Here is a 17,463-nt window from a genome sequence, read left to right as displayed (position 1 = left end):
GCTTCTTGCCGCGCTTCGGCCTACCATTCGGCCGCCTTGTCTATTCCATCGTGTCGGTAAAAGCGTCGGGCACACCAACGCTGCTTAGCAGCCCCTCGATCATGGCCATTCGCCACACCCAAAACACGGAATGCGTCAGGTCGCGCCCAATTTCAACTTCGCCAGGCTCCAACGCCTGGCCCGGACTGCGCGGATTATTGCCGCGCACAACTAGCTTATTGGTCAAAAAGGACCCTGCTCGGGTGAAAATATTCTTCTTATCGGGGCCACGGCTCTTTTTTATAAAGGATACTTTCAGATCAGAATACCGCGTCCAGACGGTGCCACGAGCACCCCGCCGATCAAACTGGAAGTTGCACTGGATATGCTCTACTTGTCCCCGCTCGAAACGGATCTGAGCGCCTGGCTCGCTCACCGGATTCAGAATACCAAAAGGAGCTGGCCCAATCGACCCCACCAAACTGTGGCGTCCCTGCGGGTCATTGAAATTGAATTTGAATACCCCCTGCATAAAGCACTTTCCTGCCAGCCACCCTGATACACGCCCAACGGATAAGCCAGCGGCAGGGCTAGTCGTAAATGGGCTGATGCTGGCATTAAGGTGGTTAATAGTGAAATTAATGGGGTTTTTGGTTCCCTTAGCTTTTTCAGAACTCTGAAAACTCAGGTTAGTGATTTTTGCCGTTCCCAGGTTTACACGAAAAGGCAACCGGCGAAGCTGCTCCGGCGAGATTACGGACAATTCAGTTGACCGCGGGTAATTCTCATCCCCGGTAATCTGCAAGCGAGGGTTGCGCAGCTCCAGCACCTTGGCCACTAAGGCATCACTGCGTGCCAGGGCGGCGCAATCGAGGCCCACCAAGCGCAGCTGTGGCAGGCGAGCTGTCATACGGTACGCTGCCTGGCGTTTGCGGCGGGCAAATTCGGCGGAACCCATCGTGGGTGTCAAGGTCAAATCATCGGCCTGCGCTACGCCGATACGAGAATCGAGCTGCAGCTTTTCATAGCGAATCTGGTAAAAAGGCGCATCGACTACCGCCGTAGCTGGCCCCGTGCGCACTTTCCAGGCACGGGCATAAAAAATACGAGCCGGGTCGCGGGCGCCCAGCGAGTCTATCCGCACGTCGGTGGCTTGCATACTCACGGCACGGACCGTTGGCGAGCCCACCATATCGGGCAGCCGAAATTGCCCCCCAGACAAGGCTACGTACCGCAAAATGCAACGGGCCAGCCAGGGAGCCAGCTGCTGGTGCAGTGGGGCCGGTTTAGTTTTTTTGGTCGGTGAGCCCGCCAGAAAGGTCACGTCGGGGGAAGCAAGAAACAGGGAATCGGCCTGCACGAGCTGGCGGGCTAATCGGGGGGTCTGAATGCCTGTAAGGCGCACCCGAGGTAACGAGAGCGTGAGGCGCGCGGTGGCAGCTGGCTCTTTGCTTTGCCTTGCAGCCCGCACGCTCACCGAATCCAGCTCCAGCAGTCGCCGGTCGGTAGAAAACCGCAGCGCTTTTACTCTGCCTCTATGCTCCTGCCCCACTACGCGAGCATCGGCCAACTGAAAGGCGGTGCGGCGGGCATAGCCCAGGCGCTGCGAATCAGTGGCCCCAGCGGAGCTGATGAGAATATCATGCGCTTCTAAGTCGGCGCGGCGCAAAGTAAGTACCGGCAATTGACCGGGCGTATAATTGCCCCCCACGTTGACCAGGAACAGGTGACCTAAGCGGATGCCTTTTACTTGCAGAGGCAGGTGTTCGTGCAAAGGTTTCGACGGCTTGGTAGCGTTGGGGGGCATTTTGCCTACGTCCAGGCGCAGATTCTCTATCAGCACTTTGTTGAGCGGAACTACCCCGCGCCGCAACAGGCTCAGCAGCCCTACCCCCTGCACGCGGACTAAGTTCACATCGGCGCGCACCGGCGGGAACTGGCTGTTTGTCGTCGGGCCGGACCGCAGCTGCAAACCTTTTGCTGTCAGGGTGCGGGCCCATATGCTGGTGTGAAGCTCGCTGATTCGAAGGCGATAATAGCCACCGGAAGCCTGGTGTACTTGCTGCTCCAGGCTTCCACGCAGCGAGGTATCAAGCCTGGTTAGCACAATTACGATTATACTTATTACCACAGCGGCTCCAATCAGCCATATCTGCCATCTACTCCGCTTTTTTTAGGTTGAACTTCGATCAGGAGAGGCATAGAAGCAGCGCTATCAGGCACGGGGTATCTGGATCAGGCCTCTACCTAGCAAACTCCTCCGTAGCGGCTGTTATCCAACTAAGGGTGTTGGTGTTATACTGTGTTAATTTAGAAAAAGAAGGTTGGTTGAGAAAGAAAAAAGTAAAAGTGTCACTACCTGCACTTTCCTGCGTCTTTCGTACCAAAGCCCAGCAATCAACGTTATGTACTTATGCTAATTATAAGAATGCTTGTTGCCGGCATGCTTTTGCTGCTGGCCGCGCCCAGCCGGGCCCAGCAAGTGGAAGTAGTGAAGTTTCCGGCCCTGCAAAAGCGCCTGAGCCAGCCCAACGACACGACATATGTGGTCAATTTCTGGGCAACGTGGTGCGGCCCCTGCATCAAGGAGCTGCCGTATTTCGAGCAAGCCAACAAGGCCTACGCCGGCCAGAAAGTGAAAGTGCTGTTGGTGAGCTTGGACTACGCCTCTCAGCTCGATAAAAAAGTGAAGCCTTTTGTGCAGAAGCGCGGCCTCAAGTCGGAGGTGCTGCTGCTCAATGAAACGGACCCCAATACCTGGCTCGGCAAAGTAGATGACCAGTGGTCGGGGGCTATTCCTTTCACGCTGATGCTCAACAATAAAAAGCAGAAGCGTGCCGGTTTCGAGCAGGAGTTCACCCAAGCCGAGCTTACCGCGCAGCTTACCAAGTTTTTGCGCTAGCCAAGGGGGCCAGCACGTATTTTCTCACTTCTAACTTGCTTGTCTTCCAATGAAAAAGCTGACTTCCTTCTTCGTCCTGTGCTTTAGCTTCGTGCTGCTGAGCGCTTTTGTGCGGCCTTCCGCCGGCTACCAGGTAGGCGACACCGCCACTGACTTTAAGCTCAAAAACGTGGATGGCAAGCTCATGTCGCTGGCCGATAACAAAGCTGCTAAAGGCTTTATCGTGGTGTTTACTTGCAACACCTGTCCCTATTCTCAAGCCTATGAAAGCCGCATTATTGATCTGCACAAGAAATTTGCCCCCCAGGGCTACCCCGTCGTGGCCATCAACCCCAATGACCCGGCCGTAGCGCCCGGCGACTCGTTCGAGAAGATGCAAGCCCGCGCCACCAGCAAGAAGTACCCTTTCCCCTACTTACTCGATGAAACCCAGGGTGTTGCGCAGACTTACGGGGCCACTCGCACGCCCCATCTCTACGTACTCACCCGCCAGGGCAACACTCTGAAAGTAGCTTACATTGGCGCTATCGATGACAACTCCGAAGAGGCTACTGCGGTGAAAACCAAGTATGTAGAGAATGCTCTCACCGATATTATGGCCGGCAAACCCGCCGCAACTAACTCTACCAAAGCCGTGGGCTGCACCATTAAGTGGAAGAAGGCATAAAAAAGCCCCCCAGCAGTATTTAGCAAGGGGGTTCCTCTGTAAGCTCCCCATACAAAAAGCCCCGCTGCCCTATTTGGGAGCGGGGCTTTTTGTGCTTTCTGCTGAACGACTAATGCATTCTTGCCTTCCAATAAGTATCGGCTAGCGGTAGCCGAAGGGAATGCCAATAGTGAAGTAAGGCAGCACCTTTTTGGGCTTTGGGGATCATAAAAAAGCCCCCGCTTTCAATTGGAAGCGGGGGGCTTTTGTAGAGAGCGAGGGATTCGAACCCCCGGAGGTTTAACCCTCAACGGTTTTCAAGACCGCCGCAATCGACCACTCTGCCAGCTCTCTAAGTCATTTAACATTTAACATCTTTCATTTAACATTCCTCATTCCATCGCGCAGTCCGAACGACTGGTAGATGTTAAATGATAATTGTTGAATGAAAAGCAGAGAGGGGGGATTCGAACCCCCGATACCGTTGCCGGTATAACGGATTTCGAATCCGTCGCATTCGACCACTCTGCCACCTCTCTAGCGCTTCCCCAAATAGGCGGTTTGGGGACGGCAAAAGTAAGAGGCAATTGACAATTTGCAATGAGTACTGTGTAATTATAGTTGAAATTTTACGCTTTGCTCCTTTTCAGGGTTTATCAACCGTGGCCAGGTGCCGGCCGCTGATAGCTACGGGCAGGTTTGCGATGGTTCGCAGGCGCCCCGTAACGGCATCGATACTCACGTTCACCTCGAAGCCCAGAATCAGGGTCATGCACACAAAATCCAGCCATACCATAAAGCCCACCAGCGTACCAATAGAGCCATAAAAATGGTTGTAGCTGTCGAAAATCTTGATGTACAGAATAAATAGAAACGACACCAGAAAGATCAGCAGCGTGGCTACCACTGCCCCAGCCGACAGAAACGGCCACTTATCCAGCACGGGCGGCACGTAGTAATAAATGACACAGGTGGTAAGCAAGAACAGCCCCGCCACTGAGCCGTATTTGAGCAGACTAATTAGCTGATTGGTCAGCTCGGCAGGTACTATTTCGTAGAATACCAGCGTGTCAATGATGTAAGTGCCAAAGAAAATGCCCGCTATGGCGAACAATAGCACGAACGACAGCACAATAGTCAGCAGGGTGGCAATGATGCGCTTACGCACGTAGGTTCGGCGCTTGAAGGAGGGGTATTTCTTCTCAAATGCATCCAGCAGGGCCATAATACCATTGGAGGATAGCACTAGCGCCGTCAGGAAACCGAAGGAAAGCAATCCGCCGTGGGGGATATTGATGATGTCCTCGATGGTATCGGCGGTGGCCACGTACATCTCGCGGGGCATAATATCGCGCAGAAACTGTAGAATATCAATGTTCAGCTCGGGAGTAGCCACGACGGGAATGAGCGTGAACAGGAAGATGATGGTGGGAAAAATGGCAATGGTAAAGTTGAACGCCATGTAGCTGGCCCGCTTGGTAATGCTGTCCAGCTTCAGCTCCTGAATCATGCGGTCGAGCACGTCGTACACCGACGCGCGGCCGTGGTTGAAGCGCAGGCGCTTGAGCCACACGATGAATTTGCGGTACGAACGCCGGCGGCGCACCTCGGAGTAATGGTAGCGGCGGACGGGGTTTCTCATGGGGTAAGATTGATGGCTGAATGGTTACGGGTTGAATGGCTGATTGTTCTACTAAGGGTCCTCTCAGGAAACGGAAAATATAGCACGTTAAGGCCTGGACAGGGGCCTCAGGGGCTGAAATTTGCCCGTAGCGCGTTTGGTGCGCCACGAATAGTCGCCCGTCAGGTTGATAGGCTCCCAGCCCAGCGGCGATAAGAAGGACAAGAGCGCCTCGTCCACGGGTTGGCCGTGGGCCCGCAGGGCCTGCACGGCGCGCTGCACATACCCCGTGTTTCAGAGCACGATGGCCGTACTTGGCCCGCCAGCAGTCCACCCGCCAGTTGATGGCCTACTTCCAGATTGGCTCGCGCCGCACCCGCTACAAAAGCCTGCGCTTTGCGGGGGTGAAAATTCCCGAAAAGACTGCTACCTAAAACCTCGCCCCGCCAAATGCGACTTTTGGACCAACCTTTTAACCAAGGCTAAATACGGGTAACTCGAGTTGGTCGACCTGCGCCTCGGCTTTGCGCGTGTTTTCCGCAGCGTTGAACAAAAGCCCGGAAGCTTCAATAAACTGCACGTGTTGAATACCCAGCGTCTGCCACAAATGCTTTGTGTACGGAGTCGCGAAATCCTTGTAGCTGCCCATGTCGGTGCCCCCGCTGGTAAAGGCGATGTACACGCTTTGTGCGCGGAGTTTGCCGCGCGAAACGCCGTCGATGTTTTCAAAGGTCAAGCCGGGACGGGTGATATAGTCGACGTACGCCTTGAACGTGGAGGGAATAGTCCAGTTGTAGAGCGGCAGGCCGAGTACCACCACGTCGGCGGCGAGCAGTTCGGCCACCATTTCGTCGGAAAGCTGCGTAGCGGCTTGCATGGCCGGGGTTGGGCTTTGCATGGCGTACACAATCCCATCAACGAACGCCTCCGTGGGGAGTGGTGGGCTTACCGCTAAATCGCGGGTCGTGACGTTAGCCTCGGAATGTTCCCGGAGCAGGCGCGCCACCAAGTGGTCGGTCAGGTGCCGGGACACGGAATCGGCATACCGCGGGCTGCTGTCGATGCGCAGAATTTGAAGGGGGCGGGTGGGGGAGTGAGTCATGAGAAAAAGTGTTGAAGTGGGCTGATTGATTGTTGATGGTTGAAGTGGGGTGATTGATTGTTGAGTAAAGAAGAAGCACGAGTTTGCCCGTGGTTTGGCGGCTATCGAGCCGACGGTGGGCTTCCGCGGCTTGCGCTAAGGGCAGGGCCTGGTCGAGGTGCACGGGCAGTCGCCCGCTGGCAACGTCGCCAAACAAAGCCCCGTAGGCGGTTTGGATCAGCGGCGGCTGCCCCAAATACCCGCCGACACAGAACCCACTGACTGATTGGTTCGCAAGAGTCAACTGTCAGGTGTCGAGCACGGTGGGCTGGCCGCTGGCGTTGCCGTAGTTAACCATCCGGCCGAAGGGGGCCAGGCACTCGAAGCTGCGCCGGAACACGTCGCCGCCGGGTGCGGCCGACAGGACCGGCGTGTGCAAGTACACGTTGCGGCGCGGCGCGGCATGGCATCGGCCTAATTGACCCCAGCTGCTTCAACCCGGATGAGGACCTGGCCCGGACCCGGTTCGGGAGTGGGCATTTCTTCCAGGCGAAGCACCCGCGGGCCGCCAAACCCGCGAAAAATGACTTGTTTCAGGGACTGGCAGGAGTTAACCCCGCAGGCCGCCATCGGCGTACAGGGTTTGGCCATTAATCCAGTAGCCCGCCGGCGAGGCCAGCAGTGCCACGACTCCGGCGATGTCAGCGGCGGTGCCCAGGCGCCCGAGCGCCGTGGTCTGCGTGATTTGTTCCCGGAAGGCGGCGGGCACGTCGGCAATCATGTCGGTCTCGGTCAGGCTCGGGGCCACGGCGTTGACGCGGATGCGGCGCGGACCCAATTCCGCCGCGAAGCTTTTGGTCAAGGAGTCCACGGCCGCCTTGGTCGCCGCGTACACGGCCATATAAGGCGCGGCCTGGTTGCCTAGCACCGACGAGAGGTTGATGATTTGCCCGCCGCGTTCGTCAAAATACCGGCTGGCCGCTTGCGAGGCGTAAATCAGCCCCCGGACGTTGGTATTGAACAGGGCGTCGTAGTGCTCGTCCGTGATGTGTTCGAGCGGAATGCCGGCCGCGCTGAAGATGCCCGCGTTGTTGACTAGCACGTCCAGCCGGCCGAATTCGGCCACGGCCCGCTCGAAGAGGGTCGTTACGTCGGCTTGGCGGCTCACATCGCCCTGCACGGCCAGCGCCCGGCCGCCTTGCTGGGTGAGACGCTGGACGAGGGACTGCGCCTGGTCGGTGCTTTTGGTGTAGTTGACGACGATGGCGTAGCCGTCGTGGGCAAGTCGCTCGGCGATGGCCCGGCCAATGCCGCGCGAGGCGCCGGTAATGAGGGCTACTTTTTCTGGGGTTGCGTGCATGGTAAAGGGTGAAAAAAGTGGGCGTGGAGAAAGAATGGATGTTAAATTTCGTTCTACTTCTTGTAGCGTTCCCTGAGTTCGCGCCCATCCTCCGGCCCGTTTAATGCCGCCAGCTTGCGCTGTAGCAGCTGCTGGCGCACGGGGCTGCTCGTGCCGTGCAGGGCTTGCTCCAAGTGCCGGCACGCGGCCGCCGTGTCGTGGTTGAGGCGGTGCAGGTCGCCGAGTACGGCGTGGTAGAGATAGGTGCCGGCCAGCGCCTGCGCACCCGCGGCGGCTTGCAGGCCCAGCGCCGGACCGTCGGCGCGGGCTACGGCCACGGCGCGGTGCAGGGCCACCACCGGCGACGGCCGCCGCGCCAGCAACTGGTCGTACAGCCCGCGGATGGCGGCCCAGTCCGTCGCCGCGTACGAAGGGGCGCGGCAGTGTTCCAATGCAATGCCCGCCTGCAGGTGGTAGGGGCCGGCTTCGGGCGCGTCGGCGGCCCGGCCCAGGTGGCGCAGCCCGCGGGCGATGAGCGGCTGGCTCCAGCGGCCACGGTCCTGGTCTTCGAGCAGTACGAGGTGGCCCTGCGCGTCGGTGCGGGCGGGTAGCCGGGCGGCCTGCAGGCAGAACAGGGCCAGCAGGGCGTGGGTGTCGGGCAGGTCGGTGCGCGGCTGCTGCGTCAGCAGTTGGCCCAGGCGCAGGGCTTCGGCGCACAGGTCCTGGCGGATGGGCGCGGCCGGCTGTTCGGAATCGTAGCCGGCGTTGAAGAGCAGGTAGAGGGCGTGCAGCACGCCGGCCAGCCGGCGCGTCAGCTCGGCGCCGGCGGGCACCTCCAGCGACACGTCCGCGGCACGCAGGGTTTCCCGGGCCCGAAACAAGCGCTTGGTGAGGGCATCGGGCGTGGACAGCAGCGCGGCGGCCATCTCGGCGGCGCTGAGCCCGCCCAACGTTTTCAGGCACAGCGCCACCTGCGCCGCCGGGGCCAGCGCCGGGTGGCAGCACACGAACAGGACCCGCAGCTGGCTGTCGGCCAGCTCCTCGGGCAGGTAGTGCGGGGGAGCGTCCGCCACCCGCTGCGCTGCTTCCCGCAGCCCGGGCCCGAGGCGGTCGAAGCGCTGCTGCCGGCGGAGCCAGTCCAGGGTTTTACGCTGGGCCACGCGGTAGAGCCACCCCGCCGGGTTGTCGGGGGGCCGTGCAAGCGCCAGGCGGTCAGGGCTTCCACCAGCGTGTCCTGCACCAGGTCGTCGGCCTCTGCCAGGTACCGCACGCCCAGCCAGCGCAGCAGCAGCGCGTGCAGCCGCCCGGCCTCGTGGCGAAACAGGTGGTCAACCAGGTGCTCGGCGGCGAACGGCATGGCGCGGGGCGGTGAAAAAGGTATTCCTACCCGGCCAGCCGGGGCGTGGCCCGCCGGGCAGGAACGCGAACGGCACCAACTTAGTCGAATTTCACCAGCGGGCGGACTTCCACGGCGCCGTTGTTGTTGTTGTCGAAAGCGGGGCAGCCCTGGGCCAGCCGAATGGCTTCGTCCAGGTCGGCGGCCTGCAGCAGCAAAATGCCGCCCACCACTTCCTTTCCTTCGGTGAAGGGGCCGTCGGTGACGAGTTCGCCCTGGCGGCGCAACACCTTGCCCTCGGGCCGCAGGGCCTCGGCGCTTACCAGCTTACCCTGGGCGGCGATGCCGCCAATCCAGTTGTTCCACTTGGTGAGCTCGGCCTGCAGGGCTTCGGGCGACTTGTCCCAGTACGCTTCGTCGTAGGCCGTATTGTGAAAAAGGAGCAAGAACTTGTCCATGAGAAAAGGGATAAAAATGAAAAGATGATTTGACCGGAGACGAACAGACGTGCACGAACCGGACACCGCTTCCGAATTTATTTTTGGCCTTGGGTGAAAGGTTGGTCCAAAAGTTAATCGATGGCCGTAGCAGCCGTCTTTCGATGGGCATGGATGACCACGTTTCGGTGGCGTAAGTATTTGTAGAGGGTGACCTTGGAGATGTTTAGGCGCTGGGCAATCTCGTTGACGCCGAGCTGCTGCTCGCGGTAGAGCGTTTCGGCAATGATGGCCGTGCGTTCGGCCTGCTCCGAGAGGCCCCGCTGGCGGCCGCCCACCCGGCCCCGGGCGCGGGCCGCAGCCAGCCCGGCGTGGGTGCGTTCGCGAATCAGCTCGCGCTCAAACTCGGCCAGCGAGGCAAACAGGTTAAACACGAGCCGCCCCTGCGCGGAAGTGGTATTGATGGCATCGGTGAGGGAAACCAGGCCTACCCCCAGCTGCTGGAAGTCGCCCACCACCTGCAGCAGGTGCTTGAGCGAGCGCCCCAGGCGGTCGAGTTTGTAGATGTAGACCGTGTCGCCGGTGCGCAGCTGCGTCAGCAGCCGCTCCAGCTCGGGGCGACTGGTGCTGGCCCCGGACACCTTTTCCTGGTAGATGACTTCGCAGCCGGCTTTGGTGAGGGCATCGAGTTGCAGTTCCAGGTGCTGGTCGCGGGTGGAGACGCGGGCATAGCCGATTTTCATGGGGCAAAGTACAGGTTATCCGTAGCGAAGGTACCCATATTTGTACTTTGATTGCTGAACAAGTTTTCTGTACCAAATCAGCTGGTTTTGGCTTCGCTTCACTGAACCACAGGTGGTAAGCTGAATTGTACAGAAATACGTTCGTTTTGGTGAACATGCAGACTGTGTTGTCTCGTCCGGAAATAAGTTGACCGTTTAGTGGTAGTCCGGGCCTGCGTTGACCGTTTCGGTGGTAGTCCTAAAATTACTGACTTTTGGTTCGCTAGCAACGGGTGGTTTATAGTAGTTTTTCCAGCGCCGCTCCAACGGTCCCCAGCTGCGGTGTGCTTCATCGGGGCTTTGGTAGTTGCAACTCAGATGGGGGCGTTTGTAGTTGTAGAGAAACACCGCCCGTTCGAGGTGTTGCTGCGCTTCGTCCAGGGAGCGTACCGGCTGGTGACTCAGATACTCCTGCTTGAGGATGCCATTGATGCGTTCGGCCACCGGGTTTTCCCGCGGGTCGGAGTTTTCGGTCATGCTCACCTGCACGTGCCAGGCCGCCAAGGGGGCCAGATATTCCTGGCTACAATACTGGATGCCGCGGTCACTGTGGTGAATCAGGTGACGGCCCGCCCGTTTGGTAATGTGGCGCAGCGCCATTTCCAGCGCGCATCGGCAGTGGACCGTGGCTAACGTCTCGGCTACGGCGAAGCCCATGATACGGTGCGAGTAGGCATCGGTGAGCAGCGAGACATACAAACAGCCGGCTTCGGTAAACCAGTAGGTGATATCCGCTACCCAGACCTGGTTGGGCCGTAAGGGCGTCAGGTCCTTAATCAGGTTGGGATATTTACGGAATTTGTGCCGGGAGAACGTGGTAATGGTTTTGCGCTTGCGCCGCCGAATGAGCAAATTATTCGCGGCCAGCAAGTCAAACAGGGCATCCCGGCCTAACTTGATGCCTTGACGGACCAGTTGCTCTTTCAGCAGGTAGTAGAGCTTCTTGCCGCCCATGCGCGGATGGTCCTTTCGCACCTCGGCCACGAGGTCCAGTACGCACTGTTCCCGCTGCTCGCTGGTGAAGTGCCGATTTTCGTGCTGGTAGTAGGCCTGCCGGCTAAACCCAAGTACCCCACTGACCCGCCGCAGGCAAAAGTGCGGGCAGCTGACTCGCAGGAGCTGGACTACTTGGTACCGGACTTTTTCGATGCTCAGGCCCAGCTCCTGCTCGGCCACCCGGATCACGTTTTTGTAGTAGAGCACCTGCAACTCGGCTTGTTCGAGCTGTTTCTGCAATTGCTTGACCTGACCAGTGAGTGCATCGGCATGCTGCACCACTTGCTCGACGAGCGTGGTGGGCGGCTTTTTCGGCGTGTTTTCCATGGCGTGGGTACGTGCCTGCTCTTCTTGCCGGACACGTTCCACCCACTTGGTGACGGTCGAGCGAGTGAGCACCTGGTACTGGCTCATCGCCGACTCAATGGTGTGGCGGCCGAAGTTAATTTCCTCGACCATCTGGCGCATTTTCAGCTCATGCGCCTGCTTGCGAAAGAGAAATAAGTGTTCCATCTGCGGGGGATTGATGGTCAACTCATTTTAGGACAAGACACTGTCTTTCCGTTGACTTGTGCTGGCATAGAAGAGGGGGCGCCTTCTTCTAGCCTACCAGTCTCCCCATACGCCCGTTGCCTATGCCTCGTCGTTCTACGCTCTCCGCCGCTGAGCGGGAGCAACTGCTCGCCCTGCCCGAAACGTCCGAGGAGTTCATCCGGCACTACACGCTCAGTGAGGCCGACCTCTCGTTGATTCACCAGCACCGCGGCGCGGCCAACCGACTGGGCTTCGCCGTGCAACTCTGCTACCTGCGCTTTCCGGGCGTGGTGTTGGGCTTGGACCAGGTGCCGGCCCCCTCCCTGCTCGCCTTCGTGGCCGCGCAGTTGAAGCTCCCGGCCCCGGAGTGGGCCGTTTATGGCCGGCGGGAGCAAACCCGGCGCGAGCACCTGGTGGAACTGCAAGCGGCCTTCGGGTTCCAGACGTTTGCCCTGCTGCATTACCGGGCTGCCGTGCCTTGGCTAACCGACGTCGCGCTGCAAACGGACAAAGGCGTGCTACTCGTCCAGGCCCTAATGGGGCATTTGCGCCGCCAAGGCATTCTATTGCCCGCGGTGGCCGTCCTCGAACGGCTCAGCGCGGAGGCCCTGACGCGGGCCAATCGGCAGCTCTACGACACGTTGACCGAGGACCTTACCCTGGAAACCCGGCAGGGATTGGAAGACCTGCTCACCCGCCGCGAAGGCAGCAACCTGACCCGGCTGGCCTGGCTCCGACAAGCGCCCGCCGCCCCGACTTCGCGCCAGCTGGTGGAACACCTGACCCGCCTCGCGGCGTGGCAACACCTGGGCCTGCCGGCCGACTTGGCGCGGCGGGTACACCAGAACCGGCTGCTCAAAATCGCCCGCGAGGGGGCGCAGATGACCCCGGCCGACCTGGCCCGGTTCGAGCCCGCTCGGCGCCTGGCCACGTTGGTGGCCCTGGCGCTGGAAGGCACGGCCACGGTGCTGGACGAATTGCTCGACCTGCATGACCGCATCATAGGCAAGGTGTTCAACGCGGCCAAAAACAAGCACCAGCAGCAATTCCAGGCCGCGGGCAAATCCATCAACCAGCAGCTTCGCCTGTTCGGGCGCATTGGGCAGGCCCTGCTCACGGCCCGCACGACGGGGGCGGACCCGTTTGCCGCCATCGAATCGGTCCTGCCCTGGGAAGACTTCACCGCCCGTGTCGGCGAAGCGCAGCAATTGGCCCAGCCCGCCGACTTTGATTTTCTGCACCGGGTGAGCGAGCACTACGCCACCGTGCGCCGCTACGCCCCCGCGTTTCTGGCGGCCCTGCCGCTGCGGGCGGCCCCGGCGGCCAGCAGTCTATTGGCGGCGATTGACGTGCTGCGCGGGCTGAACGCGACCGGGGCCCGGAAGCTGCCCGCCGATGCGCCGACGGCCTTCATCAGCAAGCGCTGGCAAAAACTGGTGCGGACGGCGGACGGCCTGGACCGCCGCCACTATGAGCTGTGCGCCCTGGCCGAACTCAAAAACGCGTTGCGTTCGGGCGATATGTGGGTGGTCGGCTCGCGCCAGTTCAAGGACTTCGAGGAATACCTGGTGCCGGCCCAGCCGTTTGCCGCCCTGCTGGAGGCCGGCGAGCTGCCCCTGGCGGTCGAAGCCGACGGCGAACACTACCTCCGGCAGCGCCTCGCGCACCTAACCCAGCAGCTGGAAACGGTTAACCGCCTGGCCGCCGCCGGCGAATTACCGGACGCGAGCCTGACGGCGGCGGGGCTAAAAATTACGCCCCTGGATGCCGCCGTGCCGGAGGCGGCCCAGGCCCTGATTGACCAGGTGGCGCGCCTGCTGCCCCACGTCAAGATTACGGACCTGCTGCTGGAAGTCGACGAGTGGACCGGGTTCAGCCGCCACTTCACGCACCTAAAGACCGGGGCCCCGGCCAAGGACCACGCCCTGCTGCTCACCACCCTGCTGGCCGATGGGCTGAACCTGGGCCTGACGAAGATGGCCGAGTCCTGCCCCGGCAGTACCCCGCCAAACTCTCCTGGCTCCAAGCCTGGCACATCCGCGACGACACTTACTCACTGGCCTTGGCCGAACTGGTCAACGCGCAGCTGCGCCAGCCCTTCGCGGCCCACTGGGGCGACGGCACCACGTCCTCGTCGGACGGGCAGCGGTTTCGGGCCGGGGGACGCGCCGAGAGCACCGGGCACCTCAATCCCAAGTACGGGGCCGAGCCGGGCCGGCTGTTCTACACCCACGTCTCGGACCAGTACGCGCCCTTTAGAGCAGTCAGGTCATTAACGTGGGCGTGCGCGATGCCACGTATGTGCTCGACGGTTTGCTCTACCACGAGTCCGACCTGTGCATCGCCGAGCACTACACCGATACGGCCGGCTTTACCGACCACCTGTTTGCCGTGATGCCGCTGCTGAGCTACCGCTTCGCGCCCCGCATCCGCGACCTGAGCGAGACGAAGCTGTACGTGCCGCCGGGCTCCCCGGCGTACGAAGCCTTGCAGCCGCTGCTGGGCGGCACCCTCAACGTGCGCCACATCCTAGCCCACTGGGAAGCCATTCTGCGCTTGGCCACCTCCATCAAGCAAGGCACCGTGACCGCCTCGCTCATGCTGCGCAAACTCGGCAGCTACCCGCGCCAGAACGGCCTGGCCGTGGCCCTGCGCGAACTGGGCCGCATCGAGCGGAGTTTGTTCATTCTGGACTAGCTGCAGAGCGTCGACTTGCGCCGCCGCGTACAGGTGGGGCTCAACAAAGGCGAAGCCCGCAACGCGCTGGCCCGGGCCGTCTTCTTCCACCGGCTGGGCGAAATCCGGGACCGGGGCTTCGAGCAGCAGCGCTACCGGGCCAGCGGCCTGAACCTGCTCACGGCGGCCATCGTGCTCTGGAACACGGTGTATGTGCAGCGCGCCGTGCAGGCCGTGCAGGCCCTGCGGGCCCACGGCCAACCCGTGGACGAGGCGCTCTTGTCCTTCTTATCGCCGCTGGGCTGGGAGCCTATCAACCTGATGGGCGACTATTCGTGGCGCACCAAACGCGCTACGGGCAAATTTCAGCCCCTGAGGCCCCTGTCCAGGCCTTAACGTGCTATATTTTCCGTTTCCTGAGAGGACCCCTACTAACTCATATATGCAGCAAGGACATTCAACTGTTCAACCTATACCCATTTAGCTATTTGGTTTCGGAGCAAATGCGGCCGGCGCGGGCGCGTCGGGGAGCAATTTGGACGAGGTAGGCGTAAGCGGCCCGGCCGTTTCGTCGTCGGTGAAGTAGGGGGAGAGCTTATCTTGAATATCGGCCGGAATGGGTACGGGTCGGCCCGTTGCGGTACTCACAAACACCATTAGGGTGTGGCCTTCGGTAAGCAGATCCTGCACCTCATTATAAATCTCGTATTCAAATAACACCCTCGATCCTTCGGCCGGCTGGCGCAACATCAACCGCACCGTCAGCAGGTCGTCGTAGCGGGCGGGACGGCGGAAGCGGGTCCGAATTTCGCCCACGGGCATACCCACGCCGTCAGCTTCCAGGTCTTTATAGCGAATACCAAGCTGCCGAAAAGCTTCCGTGCGGGCTACTTCAAAGTAGGCCGCGTAGTTGCCGTGGTACACGTAGCCCATCTGGTCGGTTTCGGCGTATCGGACGCGGATTTGAATATCGGAGGAGTACATAATTAAATGACTGAATGAGCGATTGGTGAATGAGTAGCTGGCTTTCAAAGAGAAATACGTATTCACCCACTCATTCACCCATTTACTTCATAATCCCGCTCCTGTTCAAAGCAGCTTGGTAGCGACGAGCGTTCAGCAGGTGGTCGCGCTCGTTGGTGGCGAAAGCGTGATAGCCGCTGAAGTCCTCTTTAGCGCAGAAATAAATGTACTGGTGCTCCTCCGGGTTCAGCACGGCATCAATGCTGGCGATGCTGGGCAGATTGATGGGGCCGGGGGGCAATCCTTTGTATTTGTACGTGTTGTAGGGTGAGTCTTTAGCCAGGTGTACGTTCAAGACACGCTTGATGCCGAAATCGCCGTTGGCATATACCACCGTCGGGTCGGCCTGAAGCAGCATACCGCGCTCCAGACGGTTGAGGTACACGCCGGCCACGCGCGGACGCTCATCGGCGTGCTGCTGCTGCTCGGCTTCCACGATGCTGGCTAGGGTGCTTACCTGAGCGCGGCTCAGGCCCAAGGCTTTAGCCTTAGCGTCGCGGGCGGGCGTCCAGAATTTCTCATACTCTTTTTTCATGCGCTGCATGAGGTTCTTGGCCGAAGTATTCCAGTACAGCTCGTAGGTATTCGGGATAAACATCCCGAGGATGCTGGTCGTGTCGAATCCCAGGGAGCGGGTGTAGCTGGGGCTGCTAAGCAGGCTATCGAACTCGTGAGGGCGGGCGTCGATGGTGGTGCTGAGCTTCTTGGCCAAATCCTGGCGCAGACGGATATTCTGAAAAGTCAGGCTGAGCGGCGACTGTATGCCGCGCCGTAAGTCGTTGATCTGCTCGCGGTTGGTGTAGCCGTCTTTCAGCTCGTAGCGACCAGGCTTTACTAGCTGGTCGTATTTCATCAGCTTGGCCACGAAGCGAAAAGAAAGCCGGTCGATAATGACATTCCTGGCGTCGATGGAGTCCATTACAGACTTGTAGCTTTGGCCCTGCCGAATCAGCAGATACGTCGGCTGGCCTTTGGTATCTACGTTGGGCGTATAGAAAACCTGGTAGAAATAATACGAGAACGACACGAACAAGACGCCGAGCACCGCTACCACGGCGGCATAACGGTTGCGGCGCTTCTGGGCCTTAGCTTTGGATTCGGCGCGGGAAATTTGGGACATGAGCAAAGAGAGATACAGCTAACAAGAATAAACTAGCGGCGCAAAGCACGACTTTAACCAGCTTGATTTTTCGGGCCCAAAAGTACACGTTCTAGACTTCCGGTTTTGCTAACGCGAAAAAAGCCCCCAGTGTTCAATTATGATTGGTGGGGGCTTTTTTGGATTTAAAGAGCGCAAACAGCAACCTTCCGCAAAAAAATTGCGAAGGAGTGACAGGTATTCAGCTCCCGCAGTATCTTGCCCGATTCCGGCCCGGTGCCGGTTTTCTTAGTTTTCACCTTTCATCCGCCCGCTCATGTCTGCTACGCTGCTTCGCATCCATCCCGATAATCCGCCCCAAAACCGTTTGCTGCAAGCCGTGGAAGTGTTGCGCAAGGGAGGAATAATCATCTATCCTACGGACACGATTTATGGCCTGGGCTGCGATATTCACAACGCGAAAGCCGTCGAAAAGCTCTGCCGCATCAAGGGCATTCATCCCGAAAAGGCGAACCTGTCGTTTATCTGCCACGACCTTTCCCACATCACCGACTACGCCCACGGTATCACTACGCCGGTGTATAAAGTGTTGAAGAAAGCGCTGCCAGGGCCGTTTACTTTCATTTTTGAGGCCAGCCCCAAGGCTCCGCGCTACGGCGGCGTGAAGCGCAAAACGGTGGGTATCCGCGTCCCGGACCACAACATTTGCCTGAGCTTGGTGCGCGAGCTAGGCAATCCTATTGTCAGCACTTCCATTCACGACGATGATACTTTAATTGAGTACTCCACCGACCCCGACCTGATTTTCGAGAAATATCGCCCGCTGGTAGACCTGGTCATCGATGGCGGCTTTGGCAACAACATCGCCAGCACCGTAGTTGACTGCACGAATGATGATTTCGACATCATCCGCCAGGGCGCCGGCGATATTGAGCAGTATTTGTGAGTTAGAAGTGAGAGGTTAGACATGAGAAGTGAGACTTCGTTCTGCTATACTGCACCAGAATGAAGT

At 59.6% G+C, this 17,463-nt stretch carries 13 protein-coding genes, 2 tRNA genes and 3 pseudogenes; 4 read left to right on the top strand and 14 right to left on the bottom strand.

Features of this window, described 5'->3' with window-relative positions; translation table 11 throughout:
- Positions 1-40: 40 nt before the first annotated feature.
- Positions 41-2,086 carry a hypothetical protein gene (locus MKZ35_RS03470; protein ID WP_482511815.1) on the bottom strand — a complete coding sequence of 682 codons (2,046 nt, stop codon included), beginning with the start codon at positions 2,084-2,086 and terminating at the stop codon, positions 41-43.
- A gap of 321 nt (positions 2,087-2,407) precedes the next feature.
- On the opposite strand from MKZ35_RS03470, the gene MKZ35_RS03465 reads away from it, so the two are divergent.
- Together MKZ35_RS03465 and MKZ35_RS03460 are read left to right on the top strand one after the other, a co-directional pair.
- On the top strand, positions 2,408-2,881 hold the full coding sequence (locus MKZ35_RS03465; RefSeq protein ID WP_482511814.1) for a TlpA disulfide reductase family protein: 474 nt from the start codon (positions 2,408-2,410) through the stop codon (positions 2,879-2,881).
- A 49-nt stretch (positions 2,882-2,930) separates the two neighbouring features.
- Positions 2,931-3,548: a thioredoxin family protein gene (locus MKZ35_RS03460; RefSeq protein WP_482511813.1), complete on the top strand. Its 618-nt coding sequence runs from the start codon at positions 2,931-2,933 to the stop codon at positions 3,546-3,548.
- A gap of 248 nt (positions 3,549-3,796) precedes the next feature.
- Here MKZ35_RS03460 and MKZ35_RS03455 read toward each other — a convergent pair.
- From MKZ35_RS03455 to MKZ35_RS03405, 11 genes and pseudogenes are all read right to left on the bottom strand, one after another.
- Positions 3,797-3,881, bottom strand: a tRNA-Ser gene (locus MKZ35_RS03455).
- 97 nt (positions 3,882-3,978) lie between these two features.
- Positions 3,979-4,069: transfer RNA gene (locus MKZ35_RS03450), tRNA-Ser, on the bottom strand.
- 104 nt (positions 4,070-4,173) lie between these two features.
- Complete coding sequence (locus MKZ35_RS03445) at positions 4,174-5,169, bottom strand: YihY/virulence factor BrkB family protein (RefSeq protein ID WP_482511812.1); 996 nt, start codon at positions 5,167-5,169, stop codon at positions 4,174-4,176.
- A gap of 87 nt (positions 5,170-5,256) precedes the next feature.
- Positions 5,257-5,442 (bottom strand): annotated as a pseudogene (locus MKZ35_RS03440) (Tn3 family transposase); the annotation flags it as partial.
- A gap of 178 nt (positions 5,443-5,620) precedes the next feature.
- Positions 5,621-6,250 carry an FMN-dependent NADH-azoreductase gene (locus tag MKZ35_RS03435; RefSeq protein ID WP_482511811.1) on the bottom strand — a complete coding sequence of 210 codons (630 nt, stop codon included), beginning with the start codon at positions 6,248-6,250 and terminating at the stop codon, positions 5,621-5,623.
- Positions 6,251-6,335: 85 nt separating this feature from the next.
- Positions 6,336-6,446: pseudogene (locus tag MKZ35_RS03430) on the bottom strand (zinc-binding dehydrogenase); the annotation flags it as partial.
- A 393-nt stretch (positions 6,447-6,839) separates the two neighbouring features.
- A complete protein-coding gene (locus MKZ35_RS03425) occupies positions 6,840-7,589 on the bottom strand; it encodes a 3-oxoacyl-ACP reductase family protein (RefSeq protein WP_482511810.1) in 750 nt (249 codons plus the stop codon).
- 53 nt (positions 7,590-7,642) lie between these two features.
- Positions 7,643-8,728, bottom strand: coding sequence for an RNA polymerase sigma factor (locus MKZ35_RS03420; RefSeq protein ID WP_482511809.1), 1,086 nt, complete (start codon positions 8,726-8,728; stop codon positions 7,643-7,645).
- A 277-nt stretch (positions 8,729-9,005) separates the two neighbouring features.
- On the bottom strand, positions 9,006-9,362 hold the full coding sequence (locus MKZ35_RS03415; RefSeq protein WP_482511808.1) for a YciI family protein: 357 nt from the start codon (positions 9,360-9,362) through the stop codon (positions 9,006-9,008).
- A 113-nt stretch (positions 9,363-9,475) separates the two neighbouring features.
- Positions 9,476-10,084, bottom strand: coding sequence for a recombinase family protein (locus MKZ35_RS03410; RefSeq protein ID WP_482511807.1), 609 nt, complete (start codon positions 10,082-10,084; stop codon positions 9,476-9,478).
- A 195-nt stretch (positions 10,085-10,279) separates the two neighbouring features.
- Complete coding sequence (locus MKZ35_RS03405) at positions 10,280-11,632, bottom strand: IS3 family transposase (protein ID WP_482511806.1); 1,353 nt, start codon at positions 11,630-11,632, stop codon at positions 10,280-10,282.
- A gap of 122 nt (positions 11,633-11,754) precedes the next feature.
- Here MKZ35_RS03405 and MKZ35_RS03400 point away from each other — a divergent pair.
- Positions 11,755-14,725, top strand: a pseudogene (locus tag MKZ35_RS03400) (Tn3 family transposase).
- Positions 14,726-14,809: 84 nt separating this feature from the next.
- On the opposite strand, the gene MKZ35_RS03395 reads toward MKZ35_RS03400, so the two are convergent.
- Together MKZ35_RS03395 and mltG are read right to left on the bottom strand one after the other, a co-directional pair.
- Positions 14,810-15,313 (bottom strand): acyl-CoA thioesterase, encoded by a 504-nt coding sequence (locus tag MKZ35_RS03395; RefSeq protein ID WP_482511805.1) that lies wholly within the window; start codon positions 15,311-15,313, stop codon positions 14,810-14,812.
- Between the two features lie 82 nt (positions 15,314-15,395).
- Positions 15,396-16,472, bottom strand: a complete 1,077-nt coding sequence (mltG, locus tag MKZ35_RS03390) for an endolytic transglycosylase MltG (protein WP_482511804.1) — start codon at positions 16,470-16,472, stop codon at positions 15,396-15,398.
- Between the two features lie 295 nt (positions 16,473-16,767).
- Here mltG and MKZ35_RS03385 point away from each other — a divergent pair, with 295 nt between their 5' ends.
- Positions 16,768-17,397, top strand: coding sequence for an L-threonylcarbamoyladenylate synthase (locus MKZ35_RS03385; RefSeq protein WP_482511803.1), 630 nt, complete (start codon positions 16,768-16,770; stop codon positions 17,395-17,397).
- The last annotated feature ends 66 nt before the right edge of the window (positions 17,398-17,463 follow it).

Source organism: Hymenobacter sp. R533113, assembly GCF_056835965.1.
This window is presented reverse-complemented; position numbering and strand designations above follow the sequence as displayed.

Excerpts from the sequence above, each read along its gene's own strand:
- MKZ35_RS03425 (WP_482511810.1), bottom strand. The coding sequence starts at position 7,589 with ATGCACGCAACCCCAGAAAAAGTAGCCCTCATTACCGGCGCCTCGCGC.
- MKZ35_RS03460 (WP_482511813.1), top strand. The coding sequence starts at position 2,931 with ATGAAAAAGCTGACTTCCTTCTTCGTCCTGTGCTTTAGCTTCGTGCTG.
- MKZ35_RS03385 (WP_482511803.1), top strand. The coding sequence starts at position 16,768 with ATGTCTGCTACGCTGCTTCGCATCCATCCCGATAATCCGCCCCAAAAC.
- MKZ35_RS03435 (WP_482511811.1), bottom strand. The coding sequence starts at position 6,250 with ATGACTCACTCCCCCACCCGCCCCCTTCAAATTCTGCGCATCGACAGC.
- MKZ35_RS03445 (WP_482511812.1), bottom strand. The coding sequence starts at position 5,169 with ATGAGAAACCCCGTCCGCCGCTACCATTACTCCGAGGTGCGCCGCCGG.
- MKZ35_RS03415 (WP_482511808.1), bottom strand. The coding sequence starts at position 9,362 with ATGGACAAGTTCTTGCTCCTTTTTCACAATACGGCCTACGACGAAGCG.
- MKZ35_RS03465 (WP_482511814.1), top strand. The coding sequence starts at position 2,408 with ATGCTTGTTGCCGGCATGCTTTTGCTGCTGGCCGCGCCCAGCCGGGCC.
- MKZ35_RS03405 (WP_482511806.1), bottom strand. The coding sequence starts at position 11,632 with ATGGAACACTTATTTCTCTTTCGCAAGCAGGCGCATGAGCTGAAAATG.
- mltG (WP_482511804.1), bottom strand. The coding sequence starts at position 16,472 with ATGTCCCAAATTTCCCGCGCCGAATCCAAAGCTAAGGCCCAGAAGCGC.
- MKZ35_RS03395 (WP_482511805.1), bottom strand. The coding sequence starts at position 15,313 with ATGTACTCCTCCGATATTCAAATCCGCGTCCGATACGCCGAAACCGAC.
- MKZ35_RS03410 (WP_482511807.1), bottom strand. The coding sequence starts at position 10,084 with ATGAAAATCGGCTATGCCCGCGTCTCCACCCGCGACCAGCACCTGGAA.